General features: G+C 65.1%; 16 protein-coding genes. 6 read left to right on the forward strand and 10 right to left on the reverse strand.

Going from position 1 to position 23343, the window contains the following annotated elements:
• The first annotated feature begins 46 nt into the window (after nucleotides 1-46).
• Together FAZ98_RS16830 and FAZ98_RS16835 are read left to right on the forward strand one after the other, a co-directional pair.
• A complete protein-coding gene (locus tag FAZ98_RS16830) occupies nucleotides 47-1105 on the forward strand; it encodes a catalase family peroxidase (protein ID WP_158952445.1) in 1059 nt (352 codons plus the stop codon).
• Nucleotides 1102-1647, forward strand: a complete 546-nt coding sequence (locus FAZ98_RS16835) for a cytochrome b (RefSeq protein WP_158952446.1) — start codon at nucleotides 1102-1104, stop codon at nucleotides 1645-1647. Before FAZ98_RS16830 ends, FAZ98_RS16835 begins: the two co-directional genes overlap by 4 nt.
• Before the next feature lie 31 nt (nucleotides 1648-1678).
• On the opposite strand, the gene kdgT is transcribed toward FAZ98_RS16835, so the two are convergent.
• From kdgT to FAZ98_RS16855, 4 genes are all read right to left on the reverse strand, one after another.
• Nucleotides 1679-2695 (reverse strand): 2-keto-3-deoxygluconate transporter, encoded by a 1017-nt coding sequence (kdgT, locus tag FAZ98_RS16840; protein WP_158952447.1) that lies wholly within the window; start codon nucleotides 2693-2695, stop codon nucleotides 1679-1681.
• A gap of 340 nt (nucleotides 2696-3035) precedes the next feature.
• Nucleotides 3036-4553: an efflux transporter outer membrane subunit gene (locus FAZ98_RS16845; protein WP_158952448.1), complete on the reverse strand. Its 1518-nt coding sequence runs from the start codon at nucleotides 4551-4553 to the stop codon at nucleotides 3036-3038.
• A 15-nt stretch (nucleotides 4554-4568) separates the two neighbouring features.
• The gene (locus FAZ98_RS16850) at nucleotides 4569-6158 is read right to left on the reverse strand and encodes an MDR family MFS transporter (RefSeq protein ID WP_158952449.1); all 1590 of its coding nucleotides are present in this window, start codon (nucleotides 6156-6158) and stop codon (nucleotides 4569-4571) included.
• Nucleotides 6151-7287, reverse strand: coding sequence for an HlyD family secretion protein (locus FAZ98_RS16855; RefSeq protein WP_158952450.1), 1137 nt, complete (start codon nucleotides 7285-7287; stop codon nucleotides 6151-6153). Before FAZ98_RS16855 ends, FAZ98_RS16850 begins: the two co-directional genes overlap by 8 nt.
• Nucleotides 7288-7383: 96 nt before the next feature.
• Here FAZ98_RS16855 and FAZ98_RS16860 point away from each other — a divergent pair, with 96 nt between their 5' ends.
• The 4 genes from FAZ98_RS16860 to FAZ98_RS16875 all read left to right on the forward strand — a co-directional run bounded on the left by FAZ98_RS16860 (nucleotide 7384) and on the right by FAZ98_RS16875 (nucleotide 10283).
• A complete protein-coding gene (locus FAZ98_RS16860; protein ID WP_158952451.1) occupies nucleotides 7384-8106 on the forward strand; it encodes a CerR family C-terminal domain-containing protein in 723 nt (240 codons plus the stop codon).
• Nucleotides 8107-8234: 128 nt separating this feature from the next.
• On the forward strand, nucleotides 8235-8870 hold the full coding sequence (locus tag FAZ98_RS16865) for a LysE family translocator (RefSeq protein WP_158952452.1): 636 nt from the start codon (nucleotides 8235-8237) through the stop codon (nucleotides 8868-8870).
• Between the two features lie 163 nt (nucleotides 8871-9033).
• Nucleotides 9034-9600, forward strand: coding sequence for a TetR/AcrR family transcriptional regulator (locus tag FAZ98_RS16870; protein WP_158952453.1), 567 nt, complete (start codon nucleotides 9034-9036; stop codon nucleotides 9598-9600).
• Between the two features lie 257 nt (nucleotides 9601-9857).
• Nucleotides 9858-10283, forward strand: a complete 426-nt coding sequence (locus FAZ98_RS16875; RefSeq protein WP_158952454.1) for an organic hydroperoxide resistance protein — start codon at nucleotides 9858-9860, stop codon at nucleotides 10281-10283.
• Between the two features lie 74 nt (nucleotides 10284-10357).
• Here the strand turns inward: FAZ98_RS16875 and recD are convergent, their stop codons facing one another.
• The 6 genes from recD to ugpA all read right to left on the reverse strand — a co-directional run bounded on the left by recD (nucleotide 10358) and on the right by ugpA (nucleotide 23139).
• Nucleotides 10358-12616: an exodeoxyribonuclease V subunit alpha gene (recD, locus tag FAZ98_RS16880; RefSeq protein WP_233272788.1), complete on the reverse strand. Its 2259-nt coding sequence runs from the start codon at nucleotides 12614-12616 to the stop codon at nucleotides 10358-10360.
• Nucleotides 12613-16470 (reverse strand): exodeoxyribonuclease V subunit beta, encoded by a 3858-nt coding sequence (gene recB, locus FAZ98_RS16885; RefSeq protein WP_158952455.1) that lies wholly within the window; start codon nucleotides 16468-16470, stop codon nucleotides 12613-12615. The genes recD and recB overlap by 4 nt, the downstream gene beginning before the upstream one ends.
• Complete coding sequence (gene recC, locus FAZ98_RS16890; RefSeq protein WP_233272789.1) at nucleotides 16467-20039, reverse strand: exodeoxyribonuclease V subunit gamma; 3573 nt, start codon at nucleotides 20037-20039, stop codon at nucleotides 16467-16469. The genes recB and recC overlap by 4 nt, the downstream gene beginning before the upstream one ends.
• 223 nt (nucleotides 20040-20262) lie before the next feature.
• Complete coding sequence (locus FAZ98_RS16895; RefSeq protein WP_158952456.1) at nucleotides 20263-21354, reverse strand: sn-glycerol-3-phosphate import ATP-binding protein UgpC; 1092 nt, start codon at nucleotides 21352-21354, stop codon at nucleotides 20263-20265.
• A gap of 58 nt (nucleotides 21355-21412) precedes the next feature.
• A complete protein-coding gene (ugpE, locus tag FAZ98_RS16900) occupies nucleotides 21413-22258 on the reverse strand; it encodes a sn-glycerol-3-phosphate ABC transporter permease UgpE (RefSeq protein ID WP_158952457.1) in 846 nt (281 codons plus the stop codon).
• Entirely contained in the window at nucleotides 22258-23139 is an 882-nt protein-coding gene (gene ugpA / locus FAZ98_RS16905) for a sn-glycerol-3-phosphate ABC transporter permease UgpA (RefSeq protein WP_158952458.1), read from the reverse strand. The genes ugpE and ugpA overlap by 1 nt, the downstream gene beginning before the upstream one ends.
• Between the last annotated feature and the right edge of the window lie 204 nt (nucleotides 23140-23343).

A 23343-nucleotide genomic window follows, 5' to 3' on the forward strand; every position in this document is an offset into this window, starting at 1 on the left:
TATCGACGTCACCCCCACGCGCTGTGACCCGCGCGGGAGGCACGTCATGAATCGCGCACCGATTTGCGTGCCGTGCCGGCTCGCGGCGATTGCCGCCGTGGTGGGCTGCGCGGGCGCGGCCTTCGCGTGGACCGCCGGCTGGCTCACGCCCCGACACCTAAGCGCACCGCATATCGTCGACACGTTCGAGTCGAACTACGGCATTCACGCGGGTTATCGGCGCAATCATGCGAAAGGTCTGTGCCTCGAAGGCACGTTCGAGAGCAACGGCAACGGTGCACGCATCTCGCGCGCGGCCGTGTTCGCGCCGGGCAGCACGCCCGTGATCGGGCGCTTTGCGATTCCGGGCAGCAACCCCGCCATGCCCGACGCAAGTTCGCCGGTCCGCAGCATGGCGCTGCTGTTTCAGCTGCACGACGGCGAGCAGTGGCGCACGGGCATGAACTCCACGCCGATCTTCATCGTTCGCACGCCGAAGCAGTTCTATCAACAGCTCGTTGCCTCGAAACCCGATCCCGCGACCGGCAAGCCCGACCCCGCGAAACTCGACGCGTTTTTCAAGGCGAATCCGGAGACACTACCGTTTCGCAACTGGCTCAAGGGGCACCCGTCTTCGTCGAGCTTCGCGAATACGGCGTTCTACAGCGTCAATGCCTTCGTCGCCACCGACGCCGCGGGCCGCACACACGCCGTGCGTTGGGAAACGGTGCCGGAGGTCGCGTATGCGCCGCAGACCGCGGCGCAAAAGAGCGATCCCGATTTCCTCGCCGACGACCTGAATGCGCGCCTTTCCACAGGCCCGTTACGCTGGCATCTCGTGCTCACGGTCGCCGCGCCCGGCGACCCCACCGACAACGCCACCCAAGCGTGGCCGGCCGACCGCGAACGTATCGACGCAGGCACGCTCGTGCTCCAGCATGCCGAGCCGCAAAGCAACGGCCAATGTCGCGACGTGAATTACGACCCGACCATTCTGCCGGACGGCCTCAAGCCTTCCGACGATCCGTTGCTCGCCGCGCGCTCCGCCGCCTATTCCGTTTCGTTCAACCGGCGCACGCGCGAAGAAGCGCAGCAGGCGCCGTCACATGAGGGCGCGCAGCCATGAAGCGATCGCTATCACACTTCAGCGCGCCACAACGCGCCCTGCATTGGTCGATGGCAGTCCTGATCATCGCAATGCTGTTCGTCGGCGTAGGCATGGTTTCGACGGTTTCGCGGCTGCACAACAGTCTGCTGATGCTGCATCGACCGCTCGGCATTGCGCTGCTGATGCTCGTGCTCGTCCGGCTCGTTGTGCGGCTGGTGTGCGGCGCGCCGCATTTGCCCGCGGATCTGCCCGCGTGGCAGCGCGTGGGCGCGCACGCCTCGCATCTCGCACTCTATGCGTTGATGATCGCGATGCCGTTGATCGGGTGGTCGATGCTCTCGGCGGCCGGCTATCCCGTGGTGCTGTTCAGCGGCGTGCATCTGCCGCCGATCGCGCCGCACGACGTTACGCTCTATGCGTGGCTACGCAACGCGCACACGTGGCTCGCGCTGGTGCTGTTCGCGACGGTCCTGCTGCATCTGGCCGCCGCCCTCTTTCACGCGCTGATCCGTCGCGACGGCGTGCTCGCCAGCATGACGCGAGGCGAGACACGCGGCTGACTATTTTCGGTTCGAATGAACTCGCGGGAATTCAAACGTGCGCGTCGCGCCCCGCGATAGGCGATGCCGGCGGCTCCATGAGTTCCTGCAGGAGCGCGTCGCGGGCCGCGCGACGGCGCACCCAGAGTGCCGTGAGGATCGGCACGAGAATCGCTGTCACGAGGCACGCGGTGGCGACCATGGCCGTGGCCGCGGGCACGAGCGGTTTGAAGCGCGGAATCATCTCGCCGATGATGGCCGGATTCGCCACCGCCGCGCCCGCCGTGGAGGACGCCGCGAGACCCGCCGCGCCGTTGCCGCCCGCGAGCCAGCGATCGGCGAGAATCAGCGGAATGCCGGTCACGACGATCACGCCGAAGCCCAGCAACACGCCCGGGATGCCACTCGTGACGATCACGTTGAGGTCGATGCCGTTGCCTAACGCAAAGCCGAAGAACGGAATCAGCGGATGCACGCAACGTCCGAACAACTCGCGCAGTTCGTGATCGAGATTGCCCAGCGTGAAGCCGACGAGAAACGGCAACACAGCGCCGACGAACAGGCGCGGTTCGAAAAACGCCACGCCCGTTGCGCCGAGAATGAGCATGCTGACGAGCGGCCCCGATTCGATCGACATGAGCACGAACGCGCCGGCCTCTTCCTTCGTGCCGTATTGCTGCATCACGGCCGCGTAGAGACCGCCGTTGGTCATGTCCATCGACGTGGTGATCGCGAGCACCGAAAGCCCGGCGAACAGACCGGCCTTGACGCCATCCACGGGAATGAAATGCGCCGCGACGAGCGTCGCGATCCAGGCCACGATCATCTTGGTGACGAGCAACGTGCCCGACTTGCGCAGCACCGTGCCGGTGGCGCGCAGGTCGATGGTCGCGCCCATGCAGAAGAACCACACCGCGAGAATCGGCACGGTGCCGGTGATCAAACCGTTGGTGAACGAACCGAAGTACTTGCCCGCGCCGGGCGCGAACGTATGCACGCAGGCGCCTAACAGCAGCGGCACCAGCATCAGGCCGCCTGGAATGCGGTCGATGGCCTTCTTCAGCTTCATGCCTCCTCCCTGGACTCTGCATCCGGTTGCCGGATCGGCAAAATAATGCGTCCGGCTTTTTTGGTAGTGCTCCCTGTACTCGTCTCCACGGAACAGAATAGCAGTGCGAAAGGAGCGACGTTCTGGATTTATCGGCGGAAATGCCTGGCGTTTACCCGTTTTCCACTGCGTTCGACGGTTGCGGTTTTGCGATTACCCACTATCTGGGCAACGTGCGTGAGAGCGGGGCGCAATGCATTGCGGTGCCGGTTTCGACCGCGCGAGGAGGGAGTCGCGACCCGGCCTTACGCGTGCGCGCAGACCGAGTCGCGGTAATGCTGATGCCGATGAACTAAAGTGCTTAACCCGGCGTCGTGGTACGCCAGCCGAGACCGAGGCTCTTCTGCAGCGAAACGAAGTCCTTGAGCAATTCCGCCTGCCCCGAGACCACGTCTTGCTGGGCGACGAATTCGGCGCGTTGCGTGTCGAGCAGATCGACGAGGCTCGACGCCCCCGCGCGATAGCGCTGCCGCATGAGTGTCGCCGACCGTTCCGCCGAGGTCTGCACCTTCTGCAAGGTCACGAGATGCTCGCGCTGATAACCGTAACGCGACAGCGATGCGTTCGCATCCTGCAGCGCCGCGAGCACGGCTTTTTCGTAACGCGCCTCGGCCTCGTCGCGCGACGCTTCCGCGCCGTGCACCGCACCCAACGTGCGGCCGAAATCGAACAGGTTCCACTGCAGATACGGCACACCCAGCCAGCTGAAATTGCTCTTGCGCATCAGGTGGCCCGGATCGGCGGCGCTGAAGCCGAGGTCGCCGTACAACGTGAGCTTGGGCAGAAAGTCGGCGATGTGCTCGCCGATCTGCGCGTTGCTCGAGGCAAGCCGGCGTTCCGCCGCGCGAATATCGGGGCGCTGCGCGAGCAGGGTCGTGGGATCGCCCACCGCCACCGTGGCGGGCATCGTGGGCAAGGGCTTGAGCGGCGAGAGTTCCGCGTCGAGCGCACCGGGCGCCTTGCCCGTGAGCACCGCGAGTTGGTCGAGCGAGATTTCCACCTGCGCCGCCAGCGGCGTGAGCGTCGAACGCGTGTTCTCGACCTGGGTGGTGAGGCGCTGTACGTCCACTTCCGCTGCCGTGCCGCCCGCGCGGCGCTGCGCGGTGAGCGTGAGCATCTGCTCCTGCAACTCGGCCGTATGCTGCGCGATCGCGAGGCGCTGCTGCTGGTCGCGCAAGTCGATATAGGCCTGCGCGACTTCGGCCGCCAGCGATACCTGGGTATCCGAAAGATCGGCATGGACCGCTTCCGATTCCTCGGTGGCGGCCTCGACCGCGCGGCGCGTGCCGCCGAACAGATCGAGTTCCCACGAGGCGTCGAAGCCCGTCGTGTAGAACGTCAGCGGGCCGCGCCCCGACGAAGCGCTCTGGCTGCTGCCATCGCTCTGTCCCGAACTGCTGTTGCTCGACGACGAAGTCAGGCCGCTCAAATCGGGCTCGCGCATGCGCAACGCCGCCGCGCTCGCACCGACCTTCGGCAATTCGGCCGCACGCTGCTGCTGCAATTGCGCGCGCGACTCGCGCAGTCGCGCCTGCGCCGCGCGCAAGTCGGGGTTGTGTGCGAACGCGGCGGCAATCAGCGTGTCGAGTTGCGGATCGTTCAGCGCGAGCCACCATTCGCTCGGCGCATGCGAGGGCGTCACGCCTTGCGCGGGCGTACGCACGAAGGTTGCCGCGCTCGCGGCTTCGGGCGCGACCGTGGGTGCGCCGCGATAATCGGGGCCGACCGTGCAGGCGGCCAGCATGCAGGCCGCCGCGAACGCGGTCAACGAAGCGCCCAACGGTGCGAGCGGAAAACGGGAAAAACGGGTTGCCGTCATGGATAGAGAAAAACGTCAGTGACCTGCGGACGGCGCCTTCGCGCCCGGCTTCGGATTCTTGAGCAACAGCGCAAGCGGCACACAGGCCAGCAATGCGATGCCGAGCACCCAGAATGTTTCGGAGTACGTGATAACCATCGATTGCACCTGGATCTGCGAGGCAATCTGTCCGAGCGAGCGCATCTGCGAATACGCCATGTCGCCCGTTTGCGCGAACCAGTTGGCCGCGCCGGAAGCGAGATGCTCCTGCCCGATCAGCGAATTGGCGCTAACCGATTCGCGCAGCACCGCCGTGTGGTACGTTTCGCGCCGATCGATCAACGTGCCGATGATCGCGAGACCCACCGAACCGCCGAGATTGCGGGCCATGTTGTAAAGCCCTGCGGCATCGCCGGAATCCTCGCGCGAAACGGTCGCCATCGACGCCTGATTGAGCGGCATCATCGCCAACATCTGCGCGGCGCCGCGTATGAGTTGCGACCACACGAAGTCGTGGCCCACGCTCTGCGCCGTGAGTGAAATGTCGAGCATGCAACTGAGCGCGAACAGCATCAAGCCGCTCACCACGAGCACGCGAAAATCCACCTTGCCGAGCAGGCGCGGCAGAATCGGCATCATCAGGAACGCGGGCAGCCCCGAGAGCAGCATGATCGCGCCTGACTGCTCGGCGTTATAGCCGGCGACCAGACTCAGGAACTGCGGCAGCAAATACGAAATGCCGTACAACCCCGCGCCCACCGCGAACACGATGACGATCACGCTTGCGTAGCGCAGGTTGCGCATGAGCGCGAGCCGCAAGATGGGCCGCTTCGCCGTGAACTGCGAAATGGCGATCAGCACCATGCCCGCGAGCGACACCCACGTGAGCGAGACGATGTAGTCGGATTCGAACCAGCGCTCGCGCTGCCCTTCTTCGAGCACCACGGTCAGCGAACTGAGGCCCACCGCGAGCCCCGTAATGCCCAGCCAATCGGCTTTGAAGAACGCTTCCCAGTGCGGCTTGTCGGCGTCGAGCCCGACCACGAGCAGCGTAATGAGCGCGAGACACACGGGCAGGTTGATGAAGAAGCACCAGCTCCAGCTAATGTTCTCGGCGAGCCAGCCGCCGACCACGGGCCCGAGCAATGGACCCAGCAACACGATCAAGCCGAACACTGTCATGCCGATAGGCAACTGCGAGAGCGGCAGCCGCGTGCGTATGATGGTCTGCCCCGTCGGGATCATGGCGCCGCCCGTGAAACCTTGGCCGATGCGGCCGGCGATCATCACGCCCAGCGTGCTGGACCAGCCGCACATCATCGAAAAGGCGATGAAGAGCGCCGAATTGGCGAGCAGGAAATTTCGGAGTCCGAACACCCGTGTGAGCCACGCCGCAAGCGGAATCATCACGATCTCGGACATCAGATAGCCCGTGGAGATCCACGTGCCTTCCGTGCCCGTTGCGCCGATCTCGCCTTGAATTTGCGGGAGCGCCGAATTCGTGATCGAGATGTCGAGCGTGGCCATCAGTGCGCCGAGCGCGCCTGCCGCGACCGCGATCCAGTCGGCCGCGCTCGCGCGTTCGCCGTGCGGATGCGGCGCCGGAGCCTGGGTCGCCTCAGCCACGATGATTCTCTTGTTCGATGCGGCGATCGTCTTCGCGGGCGGAACGCGTATCGATATCGACCGTCACCGACATGCCCGGCAGCAGCACGCTGCGCGTTTCCGGCCCGGTTTGCAGGCGGATTCGCACCGGCACGCGCTGCACGATCTTCGTGAAGTTGCCCGTGGCGTTTTCGGGCGGCAGCAGCGCGAATTGCGCGCCCGTACCCGGCGAGAAGCTGTCGACCACGCCGTGCAGCGTATGCCCCGGCAAGGCGTCGACGCGCAATTCCACGGGCTGGCCCACGCGCATGCGGCCGATCTGCGTTTCCTTGAAGTTGGCCGTGAGGTAGGTCTGCTGCACGGGCACGACGGTCAGCATGCGCGTGCCGGGCTGCACGTACTGGCCCACGCGCACCGTGCGATCGCCCACGCGTCCCGCGAGCGCGCTCTTGACCACGGTGTTGTCGAGATCCAGCTGCGATTGCGCGGCGCTCGCGCGAGCGGCTTCGAGTTGCGCGCGTGCTTGCGAGAGCTGTGCGTTGAGCGCGGCGATCTGCGAACGCGCGGCGGTCACGGCGGCGGCATCGGCCGCGAGCGTGGCCTGCGCCTGATCGCGCGTGCTCGTGAGTTCGGCGAGATGCTCGGTGGTTTCCGCACCCGTGGCAGCGAGCGGCGCGTAGCGGGCGACCTCGTCGCGCGCATGGCGCAGGCTCACTTGCGCGACCTGCTGCTGCGCCTCGGACTGCGCGATATTCGCGCGCTGCTGTTCGATCTGCGCCTGCGCGTGTTCGATGTCGGCGCTACGCGCATCCACCGTGGCCTGCGCCTGTTCCAGCGCGACCTGGTACTGACGCGCGTCGAGCTTCACGAGCGGATCGCCGGCCTTCACAGTCTGGTTGTCGGCCACGTAGACGTCCGTGACATAACCGTTCACCTTCGGCGCGATGGTCACGCTATCGGCTTGAAGATAGGCGTCGTCGGTCGATTCGATGAACCGCCCGACCAGCCACCAGTGCCCACCCCAAATCGCCGCGGCGACGAGCGCCACGAGGCCGAGTACGATCAGAATCGGACGTTTCGCCCCGCGCTTCTTCGGCGCAGCGGCGGCTTCGGGAACGTCGCGGCCGGGTGCACCTGCAGTCGTTGACATGTTTGTAATCTCAAATTTATTCCAGTTGGCAGAATTATTCCACTCGGAACAATTGTGTCAAGTGTTATATTGAGTCTCGGCTATGAAGGAAAATGCATGAGCGAAGGGAAAAGACTGCGGCGATCGCCTGAAGGGGGCTACGCACGCGGCGACGAAACGCGCCGCAAGATCATCGAGGCGGCAATCGCACTGTTCGGGCGCGAAGGCTTCGAAGGTGCGTCCACGCGCGACATCGCCGCGCGCGCGGGCGTCAACGCTCCGGCGCTGCAGTACTACTTCGAGAACAAGGAAGGCCTCTATCGCGCCTGCGCGGAATGGATCGCGGACGAAGCCTGGCAGGCCTTCGAACCCGCCGTGCTGCGCGCGCGTGCGGTGCTTGCCACGCAAGCCAGCGCCGAAGCGCTCATCGACGCCTTCATCGACATCCTCATGTGCGTGGCCGATCGCACTTTCGTGAAGCACCACGAACCGGACCAGCGCCTTTTTTTCGCGCGCGAACAAAGCGGCGGCGAACCCGAGATCGGTTCGATGATTCTGCAGGAACGCATTCGCGGACCGCTCAACAAGATCAACGTCGACCTGCTCGAACGCATCACGGGTACCTCAGCGCAAGACCCCATCACCGTCGTGCGCATGTTCAGTCTGTATGGCCAATTTCTGCTGTTCCATCTCGCGCGGCGCTCGACGCTCGCGATGCTCGGATGGCACGACATCGACGCGCAAAACGCTGAGTTCTTGAAGACGAGCATTGCCGAACAAACCCGCATGCTGCTGAAATTCTGGAACGCCCAGCACGTCGAGCGCGAACGTTCGAGATAAAGGCGGTTCAACCGGGCGGTTCAACCGGGCAGTTCGCCAACGAGTTGGTGTCGCGGTGGGTAGCCGTGCGGAAACACACCGCGTGTACGTGTTTTTCGAGTCCCCTCATCCTTTCAGGAGCCGCCGCCATGTCGCCCGTTGCCGCCGTAGCCAGCATTCTCGCCGCCGTCCTGCTCGGCGCCATGAGTCCGGGACCGAGCTTCGTGCTCGTCGCGCGTAATTCGATCGGCCTCTCGCGGCGCGACGGCGTCGCCACTGCGCTTGGCATGGGAGCGGGCGCGATCTGCTTCTCCGGCATCGCCCTCGCGGGTCTCTACACCTTGCTCGCCACGGTCGCCTGGCTGTACGCCGCGCTGAAGATCGCGGGCGGCGTCTATCTGCTCTACATCGCCTCGCGCATCTGGCGCGGAGCCGGTCAACCCGTGACGGTCGACAAGAGCCACGCGCCCGATGCGCGTCCCGGCCGGTCGTTCTGGAGCGGTCTCACCACGCAACTCAGCAACCCGAAGACGGCCGTGGCCTACGGCAGCATTTTCGTTGCGCTGCTACCGCAGCATCCGCCGCTGTGGTGCTATTTCGCGCTGCCGCCGCTCTTGTTTGCGATCGAAACCGGCTGGTATTGCGTGGTCGCACTGTGCTTTTCCAGCCAGCGCCCGCGCGACCTGTATCTGCGCGCGAAAAGCGGCATCGACCGCGTGGCCGCAACGGCCATTGCCGCGCTCGGCCTGCGCCTCATCGTGAGCGCGGGACATCGCGGCCTGTAATGGATCATGTGCACAAAGGCCAAGGGCACCGGCATTCGATTGCCGGTGCCCTTGGCACTATCGCGGCGGCCAACGATCTGCACTGAGCCGCCTGCACTGCATGTGATGCACTTATTTGCATCGACGCTTGACAATCTATCTTCCAGTAGATAAAGTACGACTCATGGAAACGAAGTTGACGGTGCGGGAACAGATTCTCGACCACGCCATTACGTTAATGATGCTGCGGGGCTACAACGGTTTTAGCTACCGCGACCTCTCTACGCTGGTGGGAGTGAAGACGTCGAGCATCCACTATTACTTTCCGTCGAAGGACGATCTGGTGCTCGAAGCCGTGAACCAGTACAGCGACGCGGTAATGGTGGGTTTGCAGTCGGTCGATCCCGCGCTGCCGGCGCGCGACAAGTTGGCAACGTACACGAAGCTGTTCGGCAAAACGTTGGGCGATGGCGATCAGATTTGTCTATGCGGCATGCTCGCCGCCGACATCGAGTCGCTGCCCGAGACCGTGCGGCAAGCAGTACAGGCCTTCTTCAACGCCAACGAAAGCTGGCTCGCCAGTGTGCTGGCGCAAGGTGCGAAGGAAGGCACGCTGATCGTGAAAGGCGACCCCGAAAGCGCGGCGCGCACGCTGTTTGCCGCGCTCCAGGGCAGTGTGCTGGCAAGCCGCCTGTTTCATACGAAGTCGCGGCTCGAAGATGTCGAAGCCATGTGGCGCGTGGCTCGATGAGGTATTGAATCACGCAAGCCGGGGTGGTCCGCCGCCCCATTTATTTGGGCCGTTTTATCTATCTTCTGATAGATAGCTGGAAGATCAGGGTTGGTGGCGCCAGGATGAACTCGTGTGCTGGTCAGCCCACTATCCAGAAATAGATGTAGTTTGTTTCAGCTGGAATCGTTTGTGCGCACCGTTGCCGGTCGCACCGCAGAACAAGCCGTACCGAACTGTTTTTCCAATTCACGTTTTTGCTCAACAAGGAGCCTGTCATGTCGATCGAAAAAGTCCTCTACCGCGCCGAAGCCAACGTTACCGGCGGTCGCGACGGCCGTGCCGTGATCCCCGCCAGCAACCTCGACCTCAAGCTCACCACGCCGCGCGAACTCGGCGGCGCGGGCGGCGACGGCACCAACCCGGAACAACTGTTCGCAGCAGGCTATAGCGCATGCTTCATCGGCGCGATGAAGTTCGTCTCGGCGCGCGACAAGATCGCCCTGCCCCAGGATCTGTCGATCACGGGCAACGTCGGCATCGGCCAGATCCCGAACGGCTTCGGTATCGAAGTGGAACTGAAGATCTCGCTGCCGGGCATGGACCGCGCGGCCGCCCAGGCGCTCGTCGACAAGGCCCACATCGTGTGCCCGTACTCGAACGCCACGCGCGGCAACATCGACGTCACGCTGACGATCGTCTAAGTACGCTTCCCTCGCGTACCCGCTGGAACAAAAAAGGCCGCGATATGCGGCCTTTTTGTCGATGCGTGCCGACCTCAGGCCGGCAACGATTCGCGCCGCGCATCGCTCACGAGTCCCGCCATGAGGCCGCTCGCGCGCTGCACTTTCGACTGCACCGCGCGGTCGAGCACAGAGCGTCCCTCGGGTACGGCGAGCGTGAGAAACGCACGCGCGCGCGTGATGCCGGTGTAGACGAGTTCGCGCGTCAGGATCGGGCTGAACGTGTCGGGCAACATGAGCGCGGCGTGCGTGAACTCCGAGCCCTGCGATTTATGGACCGTGAGCGCGAACACGGTCTCGACGCCTTGCAAGCGGCTCGGCGACACCCACTTCACGCCGCCCGACCCGTCTCCGGCCGGGAACGCCACGCGCAACACCGGCGGCTCGCCGGGCGCTACGGGCAAGTCGAGCGCAATACCGATATCGCCGTTCATGAGACCGAGTTCGTAGTCGTTGTGCGTGACGAGCACGGGTCGCCCGGCATACCAGTCGCCGCGCGGCTCGATCAGCCCTTCTTCGTGCAGCAGCCGCGCGACGCGGCGATTGAGTCCGTCCACGCCCCACGGCCCGCGCCGCAACGCGCATAGCAGCTGAAACGCACCGTGGGCCGCGAGCACGCCTGCGGCCCACGCGCCGAGCGCATTCGGGGCGGCGCCGGCTTCCGGGCGCGTGGCGTGCATCGTGTCGAGATAGTGCCGATAACCCTGGCGACGCGCGTCGTGCGTTTCGCCCGCGCGTCCATCGACGATCAGCGCGCGCAGCGCGCCGTCGTCGGCGGCCGGGCACACGATGCGTGCGAGATCGGCGTAACCGCGCGCCCAGATCTTCGCGACGCCCACGGCATCGCCCGCGTTGACGAATTCCGACAAGGCGCCGATACCGCTATCCGCAGCGAAGCGATGGCTTTCGCGCAGCATCGCGATCGCCTGATCGAGCGGCAAGCCGTGCGCGTCGAGCATCGCGGCATCAATATGTTCGCCCGTAGCCGCTTCGAGCCACGCACGCGTTGCTTCCGTGTAGTGACCTTCGCGCGCGCGATCGCAGAGTTCGCCGAGCACGGCGCCCGCTTCCACCGACGCGAGCTGGTCCTTGTCGCCGAGCAGAATGAGCCGTGCCGAAGGCGGCAGCGCATCGAGCACGGCGGCCATCATCTCGAGATCGACCATCGAGGCTTCGTCGATCACCAGCACATCCACCGGCAACGGATTCGCGGCGTCATGGCGAAACCGGCGGCTACCGGGACGTGTGCCCAATACGCGATGCAGCGTGGTCACGACCGTGGGAATCGCCTTGCGCAGCGCATTGGAATCGACATGCGATTGCAACGCGTCGAACGGCAATCGCTCGACCGCTCCCGCAATCGACTCGTTCAGCCGCGCCGCCGCTTTGCCGGTAGGCGCCGCGAGACGAATGCGCAACGGCCTCGCGCTCGTCTCATGGGCCGCGCCGCTCGCGCGGCCGAGTGCCAAGGTCTGCAGGAGTGCCAACAACCTGACGACGGTGGTCGTCTTACCCGTGCCCGGCCCGCCCGTCACGATGCTGAACGCGCTGCGCGCCGCGAGCGCGCACGCCAGCTTTTGCCAGTCCGCGCGCGTAGTGCCCGGCTTCTTCTGCGCGGACGGTGCGAACAGCGCGTCAAGCGTGGCGCGCGCCATGTCGAGCGGCAACGCCGTTTCGAGTTGCGCGCCGCGCGCGAGGCGTCGCTCGATGCCCGCGCGCACGTCTTGCTCGTATTGCCAGTAGCGCCGCAGATAAAGACGCGTACCGGCCAGCACGAGCGGCGTGTTGGCCGCCGCGCCGGCAGCCTCTAGCGCGACCAGATCCGGCGCCGCGAGCGCCGCCTGCCATTGCGCGAGCGTCACGCCCGCCAGCACCTCGGCGGGCGGTTGCGCGGGCACGGCAGCCAGCATTTGCGGCCCGTCGGGCGGCAACGAGAGCGCGAAGGTGGGATCGTCGAGCGTTGCCTGCAAATCGAGGCAGACGTGGCCGCGCCCGAGTTGATGGCTCGCGAGCGCGGCCGCGAGCAACAACAACGGCGCACTGTGCGGCACCTCGGTCCAGAGGAATCGCGCGAACGCCGCATCGAGCGTGCGCAACCAGCCGCGCTCGACCCAATGATCGAGCACGCTCAACATCTGCGTGGCCGATTCGCGCGACGCATGCGGCATGGTCTGTGCAACTTGAATTGCGTCGGACGCTGCGGCCGAATCGGGCAGATCGAGGTCCGCGAACAAATCGCCCGTCACGCCGATCTGTCCTGGCTGCCCTTGCGTTGATGTACGGCGCTTTGTCATGCCAGCTTCTCCAGCGCATCGCCATGGGCAAAGAGTGCATCGAGCGCGTCGATCAATTCGCGCGGCGGTCGCTCGCAATGCAAGCCTTGCCCTTGCGAGCGTCCCCCGCGCAAAAACAAATACACGGCGCCGCCGATATGGCGCTCGTACTCGTAGTCCGGCAAGCGCGATTTCAGCAATCGATGCAGCGCGAACAAATACAGCACGTATTGCAGTTCATAGCGTGAATGCAGAATCTGCGCGCGCATTTTCGCGGACGTATACGACGCGTCGTCGGGGCCGAGCCAGTTCGACTTGTAGTCGGCCACGTAATAACGTCCTTCGTGCTCGAACACGAGGTCGATAAAGCCTTTGAGCATGCCGTTCAGTTGTGCGGCGTCGAGTGCGGGACGCGCTTCGCTATCGAGTGTCATGGCGGTGACGAGCTGATCGAGTTCGAGCGTATCGACCGAACGCGCCGTGACCCAGAACTCCATTTCGGCCATATACGACGTTGATTCGAGCGATTGCAACGCCACCGGCGTAACGGGCTCGTCGTCGATATCGGGCAGACGAAGCGGCGTACTCGCGAGTTCGATCAGCCAGTCGGTCAGGGTGTCGATCCAATGCGACCAGCCGCGCACATTGCAGCGGCGCGCGACCATATCGCGCACCGTCTCGCGCGCGTCGGCTTTCACGATGTTCGCGAAGCCTTCGTCGGCGGCCCACTCCATGAGTTCGTGCAGAAAGCTGCCCGCGTCCGCGCCGCGTTCGAAACCGTGCATCGGCGCGAGCGCGGGCGTGACCCGCATTTCCGCGCCGCTGCCGTACCCGTCGTCTTCGTCAGGCGGCATGCTCGCGTCGAGCAGTTCGAGGAACACGTCTTCGCCGCGCGTATCGGGCGCGCCGCGCGACTCGTCCACTTCGACGGGAACGCCTTCGCCTATCGACGCTTCGACGGTCTTCAAACTCGAATAACTCGCGATCCACCAACGCTCGCGTTCGCGATACGCCATTGTGCGCGCGTGGCCACGCTGCACGCCCGTGTCGCGCAACGCGAGCACATCACGAGCCGGCTCCGGCGCGGACGAGACGGCGATGTCGGCACACGGTCCGCGCAACGCATCGAGCAATGATTCGGTCTCCTCACCGGCAATCGCCGCCCCGCCGTTGAGCAGATATCCGAACGCACTGCCCTCGACATCCGAGACCGCCGCATAACCGATCCACGTGGCGTAGCGCGCGCGCGTGAGCGCCACATAAAGCTTGCGCAAGTCCTCGCCCAGGCGTTCGCGGTCCGCCTGATGCAGCACGTGCGCATCGGCTTCGAGCGTGACGCGGAGCCGCCCCGCTTCGTCGTGCCATTTGAACGGCATGTCGTCGGGTTTCACCGCGCGGTGCGCGCACGCGAACGGCAGGAACACGAGTGGATATTCCAGCCCCTTCGACTTATGGATCGTCACGACCTGAACGAGTCCCGCGTCGCTTTCGAGCCGCAATTGCCGCGCGTCGCCGCCACCGCCCGCACTCTCGTCCTCGCGTTGTTCGTCGAGGTAGCGAATCAGCGCGTGCTCGCCGTCGAGTTGCGTGCTCGCCTGCTGGAGCAACTCGGCGAGATGCAGGAGATTGGTCAGCGCGCGTTCGCCATTGAGACCTGCGCTCGCGGATTCGCCAAGCAAACGCTGCGGCACGTGAAAGTCGTTGAAGAGACGCCGCAGCATGGGCAGCACGCCCTTCTTGCGCCAGCACTCGCGATAGCCGCGAAATTGCAGCACGCGCGCTTCCCAGGCGAGTTCGTCGCGGCCCAACGCGTCGAGTTCGGCCCACGAGAGGCCGAGCGTCGCGCTCGCCAGTGCCGTACGCACGAGCCGGCCGTCGTCGGGCTCCGCGCACGCGGCCAGCCAGTAGCGCAGTTCGTCCGCTTGCGGCGTTTGGTACACCGAGTCGCGGTCGGAAAGATACACGCTGCGCACGCCGCGCAAAGCCAGCGCCTCGCGAATCGCGCGCGCTTCCTCGCGATTGTTCACGAGCACGGCCATGTCGGCCGGTTGCAGCGCGCGCAAGCCCCGCTCGCTTTCGAAGCCTGCCTCCCCGTGCAGACCGAGGTTGAGCAGACGCACCATTTCCGTCGCGCAACTCGCGGCCATCCCCGCAAAATAGGCCTTGTTGCTGAGCGGCTTGCCATCCGTCGCGGAGGGCAAACGCCAGATGTTGAGCGCCCCGAGCGGCTGGCCCGCTGCGACCAGCGTCTCGGGACGGCCATTCGCGTCGGCGGCGACGAACGGCAGCGCATTCTCCTGGCCGTCGGCACTCCGAAACAGAAACGCACCGCTGCCTTGGGACCGCGACTCTGCCGCGTCGAAGCAACGGTTGACCGCGTCGACCATGGCGCGCGTGGAGCGGAAATTCTTTTTCAGCGTATAGAGACGCCCCTCGCACGCACGCCGCGCTTGCAGATAGGTATAAATGTCGGCACCGCGAAACGCGTAGATCGCCTGCTTCGGATCGCCGATCAAGACGATTGCCGTATCGATGTCGTTCGACGCGATACGGTAGACCGAATCGAAAATCTGATACTGAACCGGGTCTGTGTCCTGGAACTCGTCGATCAACGCAACCGGATATTGCTTGCGGATGATCTCAGCAAGACGCGGCCCGTTCTCGCGTTTCAGCGCGGCCAGCAAACGCGTGAGCAGATCGTCGAAGCCCATCTGCGAGCGGCGCGCCTCCTCTTCCTCGAAACGTCGTGCAATCCAGCGCGCCGCGTGACACAGCACCTCCTGCTTCGCCTGCGTGGGCGAGGCCAGCGACTCGCGCAACGTTTCCATCGCAACGAACGCGGGATGCGCCGGCGCCTCGCCCTTCCAGATTTCCTGGAGTCCAGCGGGCGTCAGGCGCGTCCAGACGGCCGCCTTGTCGTCGAACCCGGGATGCGCCATCTCGGGGGTATTCGCCCAATCGCGCAACTTGCCGAGCCACGCTTCGCTGTGATTCGTCTTGAGCTTCGCGCCGTTGAACTGCTTCGCGGCACGCGCAGCGTTCAACAGCGCTTCGACCTCGTCGATCCACACGCGCCACGGTGCCTTCAACGCAGCGAGTTCGGCTTGCGCTTGCGCGCGCGCGTCGAGCAACGCCGCTTGCGGTTCGCGTGCGTCTGGTAACAGGTCTGCGTGCGCGAGCAATCCGCGCAGCGATCGATGGAGCGCGTCGGGGCTTGCGAACCAGTCGCGGACTTCGGCCGCGCATCGCGCGTCGAGCGGCGCCATGAACGTGCGCCAGTAATCGCGCACGACTTCCGCGCGCAATTCCGTCTGATCGGTTTCGAGCGTTTGCGAAAACAGGCTGTCACTGTCGAACGCATGCTCGCTGAGCATGCGATTGCACCAGCCGTGAATGGTCGAGACCGCGGCCTCGTCCATCCATTCGGCCGCGAGTTGCAAGCGGCGCGCACAGGCGGGCCATTGCTCCGGCGGATAGTCCTCGCGCAGGTCGTGCAACAGGTCCTGCCCCGGAGCGAGAAACGGCACGTCGTCCGCATCCGCGCGGAAGCATTCGGCGGCTTCGATCAAGCGCGCGCGAATACGCTCGCGTAGCTCCTTGGTGGCGGCGTCCGTGAACGTCACGACCAGAATTTCGGGTGGCGTGAGCGCGCGGCCAGACGTACGCGATGCACCGAACAGACCGGCGTTGCCGGGGAGGTCATCGGCATCGGCATCGGCATTCAAGGCGCCGTGACCGAGCACGAGCCGCACATAGAGCATGGCGATCGTGAAGGTCTTGCCCGTGCCCGCGCTCGCTTCGATCAACCGGCTGCCGTACAGCGGAAACCGCAGCGGATCGAGGACCAGCGCGTCCATGTTATCGAGCGCGTTCATGCGGCCTCTCCTTCGCCCGATGCACGCTGCGCACGCGTGGAGGCCAGCGGCGCGCGATAGACGGGCAGCAACAGTGTCGTGGCGAGCGTCATGAATTCGTCGTGAGCGGCCAGCGTGTCGAAGTCGGGGAACGCGCGGCGCAAATACGCATTCGTATCGCGCTCGCCCATCACGCGGCCGCTGGCTTCGTAAGCGGCACGGGCCGCATCCCAGGTTTCCACGGGCACCGAGGCCCGCGTGCCATCGAACGTGTCCGGCAATTTGCGCAGCCACGCAAACGCGGTCTTCACGGCGAGTGGCAGCGGCCTGCGCGCGCCTTCGTCCCATGCATCGACGAGCGCCAGCAGCCACGCGCGCGCCACCTGCGGATCGAGGGGGGCGAACTCCGCCACGCCAACCTTGCTCACGATCACTGTGGTCACGGCGCCCGCCGCGAGCTGGGCCCCCACGTGCGCGACCCAGTACGGCACGAGACGGTCACCGCGATAACGGCTGTCCTTGATGAGCGTGCCCGGATCGAGCAGCACGCGGCCGAGCGAGCCGTCCGGGCCCACGCGCAGATCGTCGAGCCAATCGTCGATCGTGAGCAGGCGGCCGTCGCGCGAAGCATCGAGACGAATATCGTATTGATGCTCGAGCGGGTCGGGCCAGCGCGCCAGCGCCTTGCGATACTCGGCGAACAGTTCGGGCATGGGCGCGAGCAACGCTTCGCCGTCCACTTCGCCAAAGCCGCCCGTAGCGAGATCGCCGCTGCGATGCATCCGTTCGAGGCGCGCGAGGGCCGCCGGTTCGAGATCGCTTTCGCCACGCTCCATCGCCTTGATTTGCGCGCGGATCAATTCGCCCTGCAGTTGCCACGCCTGTAGCGCATCGACCTCGAACGGTTCGTGATTCTCGCTCGCCGCATCTTCGCTCTCGAACGCCACGCGCAAGCGCTGCCGGAAGAAGCTCCGTACGGGATTGCTCAGGAAGTCGCCGAGTTCGCGAAGGGTCAGCGGCTCGTCGCGTTCGGGCGCGCTCAGCGGCTCGAACGAAGCGGGCTCGTTTGGCTGCGGCGCGGGACTGTTCCACTCGCGCGCATAGGTATAAAGCGTGGCGTGCTCGGGATGCGCGGGAAAATAGTCTGCGCTGAACGGTTGCAGACGATGTTCGATCGTCAACGCATCGAGCAGCGCGCGACCGTCGTCGTCGGGCAGCCGCCAGCCCGCGTTCAGATGATCGCGCAACTGTCCCACCAGCACCGAAGGCGGCCGCGGCGTGTTGTCGGTCACGCTGCGACCGATCCACGACACGTGCAAATGATCGCGCGCGGAGAGCAGTGCTTCCAGAAACAGATAGCGATCGTCCTCGCGACGCGAGCGGTCGCCCGGCCGATAATCGCGGCGCATCAGGTCGAAGTCGAGCGGCGTGCGGCTGCGCGGATAGTCGCCGTCGTTCATGCCGAGCAGGCACACGCGGCGAAACGGAATCGCGCGCATTGGCATGAGCGTGGCGAATGTGACAGCGCCCGCGAAGAAGCGCTGTGACAGACCGCCGCCTTCGAGCGCGGTCATCCAGTTTTCGGCGACGATGGCGAGCGGCAACGCGTCCGCGAGCGCCGCTTCGTCGCAGGCTTCGCGCCAGGTTTCCAACGCACCGTCGAGACGGTCGAGCGTGAACGCGTCTTCACCGTCGTCGGCCACGAAAAACGCGGCTTTCAGCGCGCGCAAACGCTCGCACCAGACTTCCACCGTAGCGGGTTCGCGCAGCGTGCGCCAGGCGTGGTCGAGCGCGTCGATCAAGCGCGTAAGCGGGCCAAGCAATGCCGCATCGAGTCCACCGATCTCGCTGAACGGTTCGATGCCGCGCCACGCCTCGGCGCGCTCGCCCGCCGCATAACCCAGCAGCATGCGACGCAGCCCGAACGCCCAGCTATTCGGTGCGCTCAATTCATCGGCTTGCGGGAGGCCCAGGCTCGCGCGCTGTTGCGCGTGCAAACCCCAGCGAATATTCGCGCCGTCGATCCAGTTGCGCAGCGTGGGCACGTCTTCCACGTCGATGCCAAAGCGCTTGCGCACCGCCGGTACTTCGAGCAGATCCAGCACGTCGCTGACCGTGACGCGCGAGTACGGCAGGGCGAGCAGCATTTCGAGCGCGGCGATCAGCGGATCGAATGCACGCTGTGCGCGGTCGGCGACACTGAACGGAATGCTGCGCGGATCGTCGCCGTCGAGCAGGCCGAATACGGCCTGAATATGCGGCGCATAGACTTCGATATCGGGCACCATCACAATGATGTCGCGCGGCCGCAGCGTGGGATCCTCGGCAAATGCGGCAAGCAGCCGGTCGTGCAGGATCTCCACCTCGCGTTGCGCGCTGTGCGCCACATGAAAGCGAATGGATTCGTCGTGCTGCGCGTCCACCGGTTCCCAGTGGGTTCGCGTTTCGCCGAGCGGGCGCAAGTCGCGAATATCGTCCTGCAACTGCGCGAGCAGCGTGTGGGCCTCTTCGCCTTCGAACAAATCGATACGCTGGCCAATGCGCGTGAAATGCGGCGTATAGGTTTCGCGCGCTTCGTCGCTATCGTATTCGTCGAGCAGGCCGATGAAGTCGCGGCCCTGCTTGCCCCACGCCGCAAGCAGTGGCTGCGAATGCAGATGCAGTTGCGATTCATCGAGTTGCACGGGCGAGCCCGCGCGGCGCCGTTGGCGAGCATGTTGCGCGCGCAACAAATCCTGATCCGCGATGATGTCGGCCCAGTAATGCATGCTGGGGTTGTGCACGCACATCAGCACCTGACTCCAGCGCGACATGGCCGCGAGCACTTCCACCGACTGTCGCGGCAGGCTCGAAATGCCGAACACCACGAGGCGGCGCGGCAAGCCGGCGGGACGCGCGCCGCCGTCCTGCCAGGCTTCGGCGCGCGCCATGAACGCTTCATGCACGGCGGCGCGACCCGTGTCGCGCAACCCGATGCCATCGTCGCCCTGCGCGCTCACGTCGGCGAGCAGCGCGCGCCACAGCGCGGCTTGCCAGCGCGCGTCGTCGGGCAATGCGCTGCGCTGGTGACGCGCGTCGATCAGCACGTCTTCGTTGGCGGCCCAGGCGGCCAGCCAGTCGGCGCGATACACCTGATACTGGTCGAGCAAGTCGGCCACGCGCTGCGCGAGCTGGAAGCGCTTGCGCTGGTCCTCGTCGTGCGCCATGAAGCGCTTGAGCGGCTCATAGCCGGGCTCGTCGAGCAGCGCGGGCAGCATGCGCATGAGACGCCAGGTAAGCCGCGATTTGTCGAACGGCGATACGGCCGGTACCGCTTCGTTGCCGAGCACGGCGCGATAGACCTGCCAGAGAAAGCGTGACGGCAGCGACATTTCGAGCGCGGCCGCAATGCCCACGCCGCCCTGCGCCGGGTCGGCGGCGAATGCGAGCTTGAGCCATTGGGCAATGCCGTTGCTCTGCACGAGAAACATTTCTTTCTCGAGCGGCGCGAGCGGATTCTGGCGAATCCAGTGCACGATCAGATCGCGCATGCGCTCGGGCTGATTGCCGTGCACGAGCATGAGCCCCGTGGGCAGTTCGCGCGTGCTCAAGCGACGCTCCAGTGCGCGGCCTGCGCATATGCCGCGAAGTGGGCGAGGGATCGGGTCAGAGAGAATGCGGCCATGTCGCCAGGTCGTGTGTGTTGCCGGTACGAACGCGCGAGCGGATCGCGCTCGCGCGTGACGACATGTTACGACATTCGTGGCGGCAGCGAGCGGCGCCAACACGATTCGCCGCTGTTTTCAGGGCCTCGCGTGCGATTCACGACCGCTTTCAGCCCAGCCGCGCGCCCGTTTCCGGGTCGAAGAAGTGCAAACGCGCGGGGGGCAACTGCACCGCGAGGCGCGTACCGGGCGCGGGCCGCGTTTCATGCGGCAAACGCACGACGACATCGGCGTTTCCCCAGCGGCCGTGCGCGAGATTGTCGGCGCCCAGCAGTTCGCAGGTGTCGACTTCGAGCGTGACGGCTTCGTCTCGCGACGCCTGCAGGGGCTCGCGCATGTGCATATGCTCAGGTCGCACGCCCAGCACGCACGCCGCGCCCTTCGGCAACCACGGCGGCGGCTCCGCCAGCGGCACATGCGGCCCGTTACCCGCGACCTCGAAACGCCGGCCGTCATCGCTCACGCGGCCGCTCAGCAAGTTCATGGCGGGCGAACCGATGAAGCTCGCGACGAACATCGAAGCCGGCCGGTCGTACACCTCGCTGGGCGTGCCAATCTGTTCGGCGCGGCCGCCGTTGAGCACCATCACGCGCTGGGCAAGCGTCATCGCCTCGATCTGATCGTGCGTGACATAGAGGCTCGTGGTGCGCAGCCGCGCATGCAAGCGCTGAATTTCAAGGCGCATTTGCACGCGCAGCTTTGCGTCGAGATTCGACAGCGGTTCGTCGAAGAGAAACACGGCGGGCTCGCGCACAATGGCACGCCCCATGGCCACGCGCTGGCGCTGGCCGCCCGAGAGTTCGCGCGGCTTGCGCTCGAGCAGCGCGCCCAGTTCCAGAATGTCGGCGGCGGCTTTCACACGCGCGTCGATCGTATGGCGATCGAGTCCCTGCAGCTTGAGGCTGTAGCCCATGTTGCGCGCCACCGTCATATGCGGATACAGCGCGTAGTTCTGGAACACCATGGCGATGTCGCGATCCTTCGGCTCCATGCGATTGACCACTTTGCCGCCGATGGCGATCTCGCCCGACGTGATGCTTTCGAGCCCCGCGACCATGCGAAGCAACGTGGACTTGCCGCAGCCCGACGGCCCGACCAGCACCATGAACTCGCCGTCCTGCACGTCCACGTCGATCCCGTGCAGCACCTGCTGCGCGCCATCGTATGACTTCGTTACCGCGCGTATTGTCAATGCCGCCATGCCGTCCCCCGCGAGACGATTTTCGTCTCGATGCTGTGTTTTGCCATGAACCGTGCCGTCATTTCTCGACGTCGACGAGACCGCGCACGAACCAGCGCTGCATCGCGAGCACCACCACAAGCGGCGGCAGCATCGCGATCATCGTCGCGCACATCACCAGATGCCACTGCGTGGCGGCATCGCCGCTCGAAATCATGCTCTTGATGCCCACGACGGCCGTGGTCATCGACGCGGTGCTCGACATCAGAATGGGCCACAGATACTGATTCCAGCCGTAAATGAACGTGATGACGAAGAGCGACGCGATATTCGTCTTCGAGAGCGGCAGCACGACATCCCAGAAGAAACGCATGGGCCCCGCGCCGTCGATACGCGCCGCTTCGATCAGTTCGTTCGGCAGCGTGAGAAAGAACTGCCGGAACAAGAACGTCGCAGTGGCCGAGGCGATCAGCGGCAGGGTCAAACCCGCGTAGGTGTTCGTGAGATGCAGCGTGGCCGCCACCTGGACCGTTGGGAAGATGCGCACTTCCACCGGCAACATCAGCGTGACGAAGATGAGCCAGAACGCGAGACGGCGGAACGGGAAACGGAAGAACACGATCGCATAGGCGGAAATGATCGAAATGGCGATCTTGCCCACCGAAATCACGAGCGCCGTGATGACGCTGTTCATGAGCATCGTGCCGAACGGACTCGCCGCGCTACCCGTGCCCGTGCGCCACACGGTGGTCAGGTTCTCCCATAGATGCGTGCCGGGCACCAGCGAAAGCGGCACGGAGAACACTTGCTGTTCGTTCATGGTGGCCGCGCAAAACGCCACGTACACGGGGAACGCCACCACGGCCACGCCCAGCAGCAGCATGGCGTGGCAAAAGAGGTTGAAGTATTTGCGGTTCTCGATCATCAGTACTGCACCCGGCGTTCGATGAAGCGAAACTGGAAGATCGTGAGCGCCGTGACGATCAGCATGAGCACGACCGACTGGGCGCCCGAACTGCCGATATCGAGGCCGCGAAAGCCTTCGTCGAAGATCTTGTACACGAGCGTGCGCGTGGCCTGGCCGGGGCCGCCGCCGGTGGCCGCATCGATCACCGGGAACGTATCGAACAAGGCGTACACCACGTTCACGACGAGCAGGAAGAAACTCGTGGGCGAGAGCAGCGGAAAGGCGATGCCGAAGAAGCGGCGCACGGGGCCCGCGCCGTCGATCGCGGCCGCTTCGAACAGCGACTGCGGAATGGACTGCAGGCCCGCGTAGAAGAACAGGAAGTTGTAGCTGATCTGCTGCCACACCGAAGCGATCACTACGAGCGCCATGGCCTGCCCCGGATTCAGCGCATGATTCCAGATCACGCCCGCATGCGCGAGCGCGTAGGTCACGAGCCCGATGCTCGGATTGAACAGAAAGCCCCACAGCACCGCGGCAATCACGGGCGCGACGGCGTACGGCCAGATCAGGAAGGTTTGATAAAAGCGCTTGCCGCGCGTCACATGGTGCGCCATGCCCGCGAGCAGCAGCGAAACGGCGAGCCCGATGAAGGTCACGAGCGCGGTGAAGATCAGAGTGGTTTTGACCGAGCCCAGATAGAGCGGGTCTTGCACGAGCCGCGTGAAATTCGCGAGGCCGACGAATACCGAAGACGTCCCGAACGCATCTTCAGACTGCGTGGATTGCATCAGCGCCACGCCGGCCGGCCAGAGGAAAAAGATCACGGTCACCGCGAGTTGCGGACCGACGAGCAGATAAGGCAGCAAGCTCGCCCCAAAGCGGGAGCGTTGTTCCATCGCTTCACTCTCCTCGAATCGCGGCGTTCGGAGCGGCGAACGCCCGGTGGCGCGGCATGACTATCGGAACGCTTGCGGCTTGCGGCCAAGGCTGAGCCGGCTGCCTCGGGGCGGCGCCGCGTTGGCATTCTAGCCGAGACTCATGACGGGGCGAATCGAGACGATATTCGTCTGGATGCATCATGTCTCGATCCGCCGGATCCG

The sequence above is a fragment of the Paraburkholderia acidisoli genome (assembly GCF_009789675.1).
GTDB classification, from domain to species: Bacteria; Pseudomonadota; Gammaproteobacteria; order Burkholderiales; family Burkholderiaceae; genus Paraburkholderia; species Paraburkholderia acidisoli.

Coding starts and splice junctions, on each gene's coding strand:
- FAZ98_RS16830 (WP_158952445.1), top strand. CDS start 47: ATGAATCGCGCACCGATTTGCGTGCCGTGCCGGCTCGCGGCGATTGCC.
- FAZ98_RS16835 (WP_158952446.1), top strand. CDS start 1,102: ATGAAGCGATCGCTATCACACTTCAGCGCGCCACAACGCGCCCTGCAT.
- kdgT (WP_158952447.1), bottom strand. CDS start 2,695: ATGAAGCTGAAGAAGGCCATCGACCGCATTCCAGGCGGCCTGATGCTG.
- FAZ98_RS16845 (WP_158952448.1), bottom strand. CDS start 4,553: ATGACGGCAACCCGTTTTTCCCGTTTTCCGCTCGCACCGTTGGGCGCT.
- FAZ98_RS16855 (WP_158952450.1), bottom strand. CDS start 7,287: ATGTCAACGACTGCAGGTGCACCCGGCCGCGACGTTCCCGAAGCCGCC.
- FAZ98_RS16860 (WP_158952451.1), top strand. CDS start 7,384: ATGAGCGAAGGGAAAAGACTGCGGCGATCGCCTGAAGGGGGCTACGCA.
- FAZ98_RS16865 (WP_158952452.1), top strand. CDS start 8,235: ATGTCGCCCGTTGCCGCCGTAGCCAGCATTCTCGCCGCCGTCCTGCTC.
- FAZ98_RS16870 (WP_158952453.1), top strand. CDS start 9,034: ATGGAAACGAAGTTGACGGTGCGGGAACAGATTCTCGACCACGCCATT.
- FAZ98_RS16875 (WP_158952454.1), top strand. CDS start 9,858: ATGTCGATCGAAAAAGTCCTCTACCGCGCCGAAGCCAACGTTACCGGC.
- recD (WP_233272788.1), bottom strand. CDS start 12,616: ATGACAAAGCGCCGTACATCAACGCAAGGGCAGCCAGGACAGATCGGC.
- recB (WP_158952455.1), bottom strand. CDS start 16,470: ATGAACGCGCTCGATAACATGGACGCGCTGGTCCTCGATCCGCTGCGG.
- FAZ98_RS16895 (WP_158952456.1), bottom strand. CDS start 21,354: ATGGCGGCATTGACAATACGCGCGGTAACGAAGTCATACGATGGCGCG.
- ugpE (WP_158952457.1), bottom strand. CDS start 22,258: ATGATCGAGAACCGCAAATACTTCAACCTCTTTTGCCACGCCATGCTG.
- ugpA (WP_158952458.1), bottom strand. CDS start 23,139: ATGGAACAACGCTCCCGCTTTGGGGCGAGCTTGCTGCCTTATCTGCTC.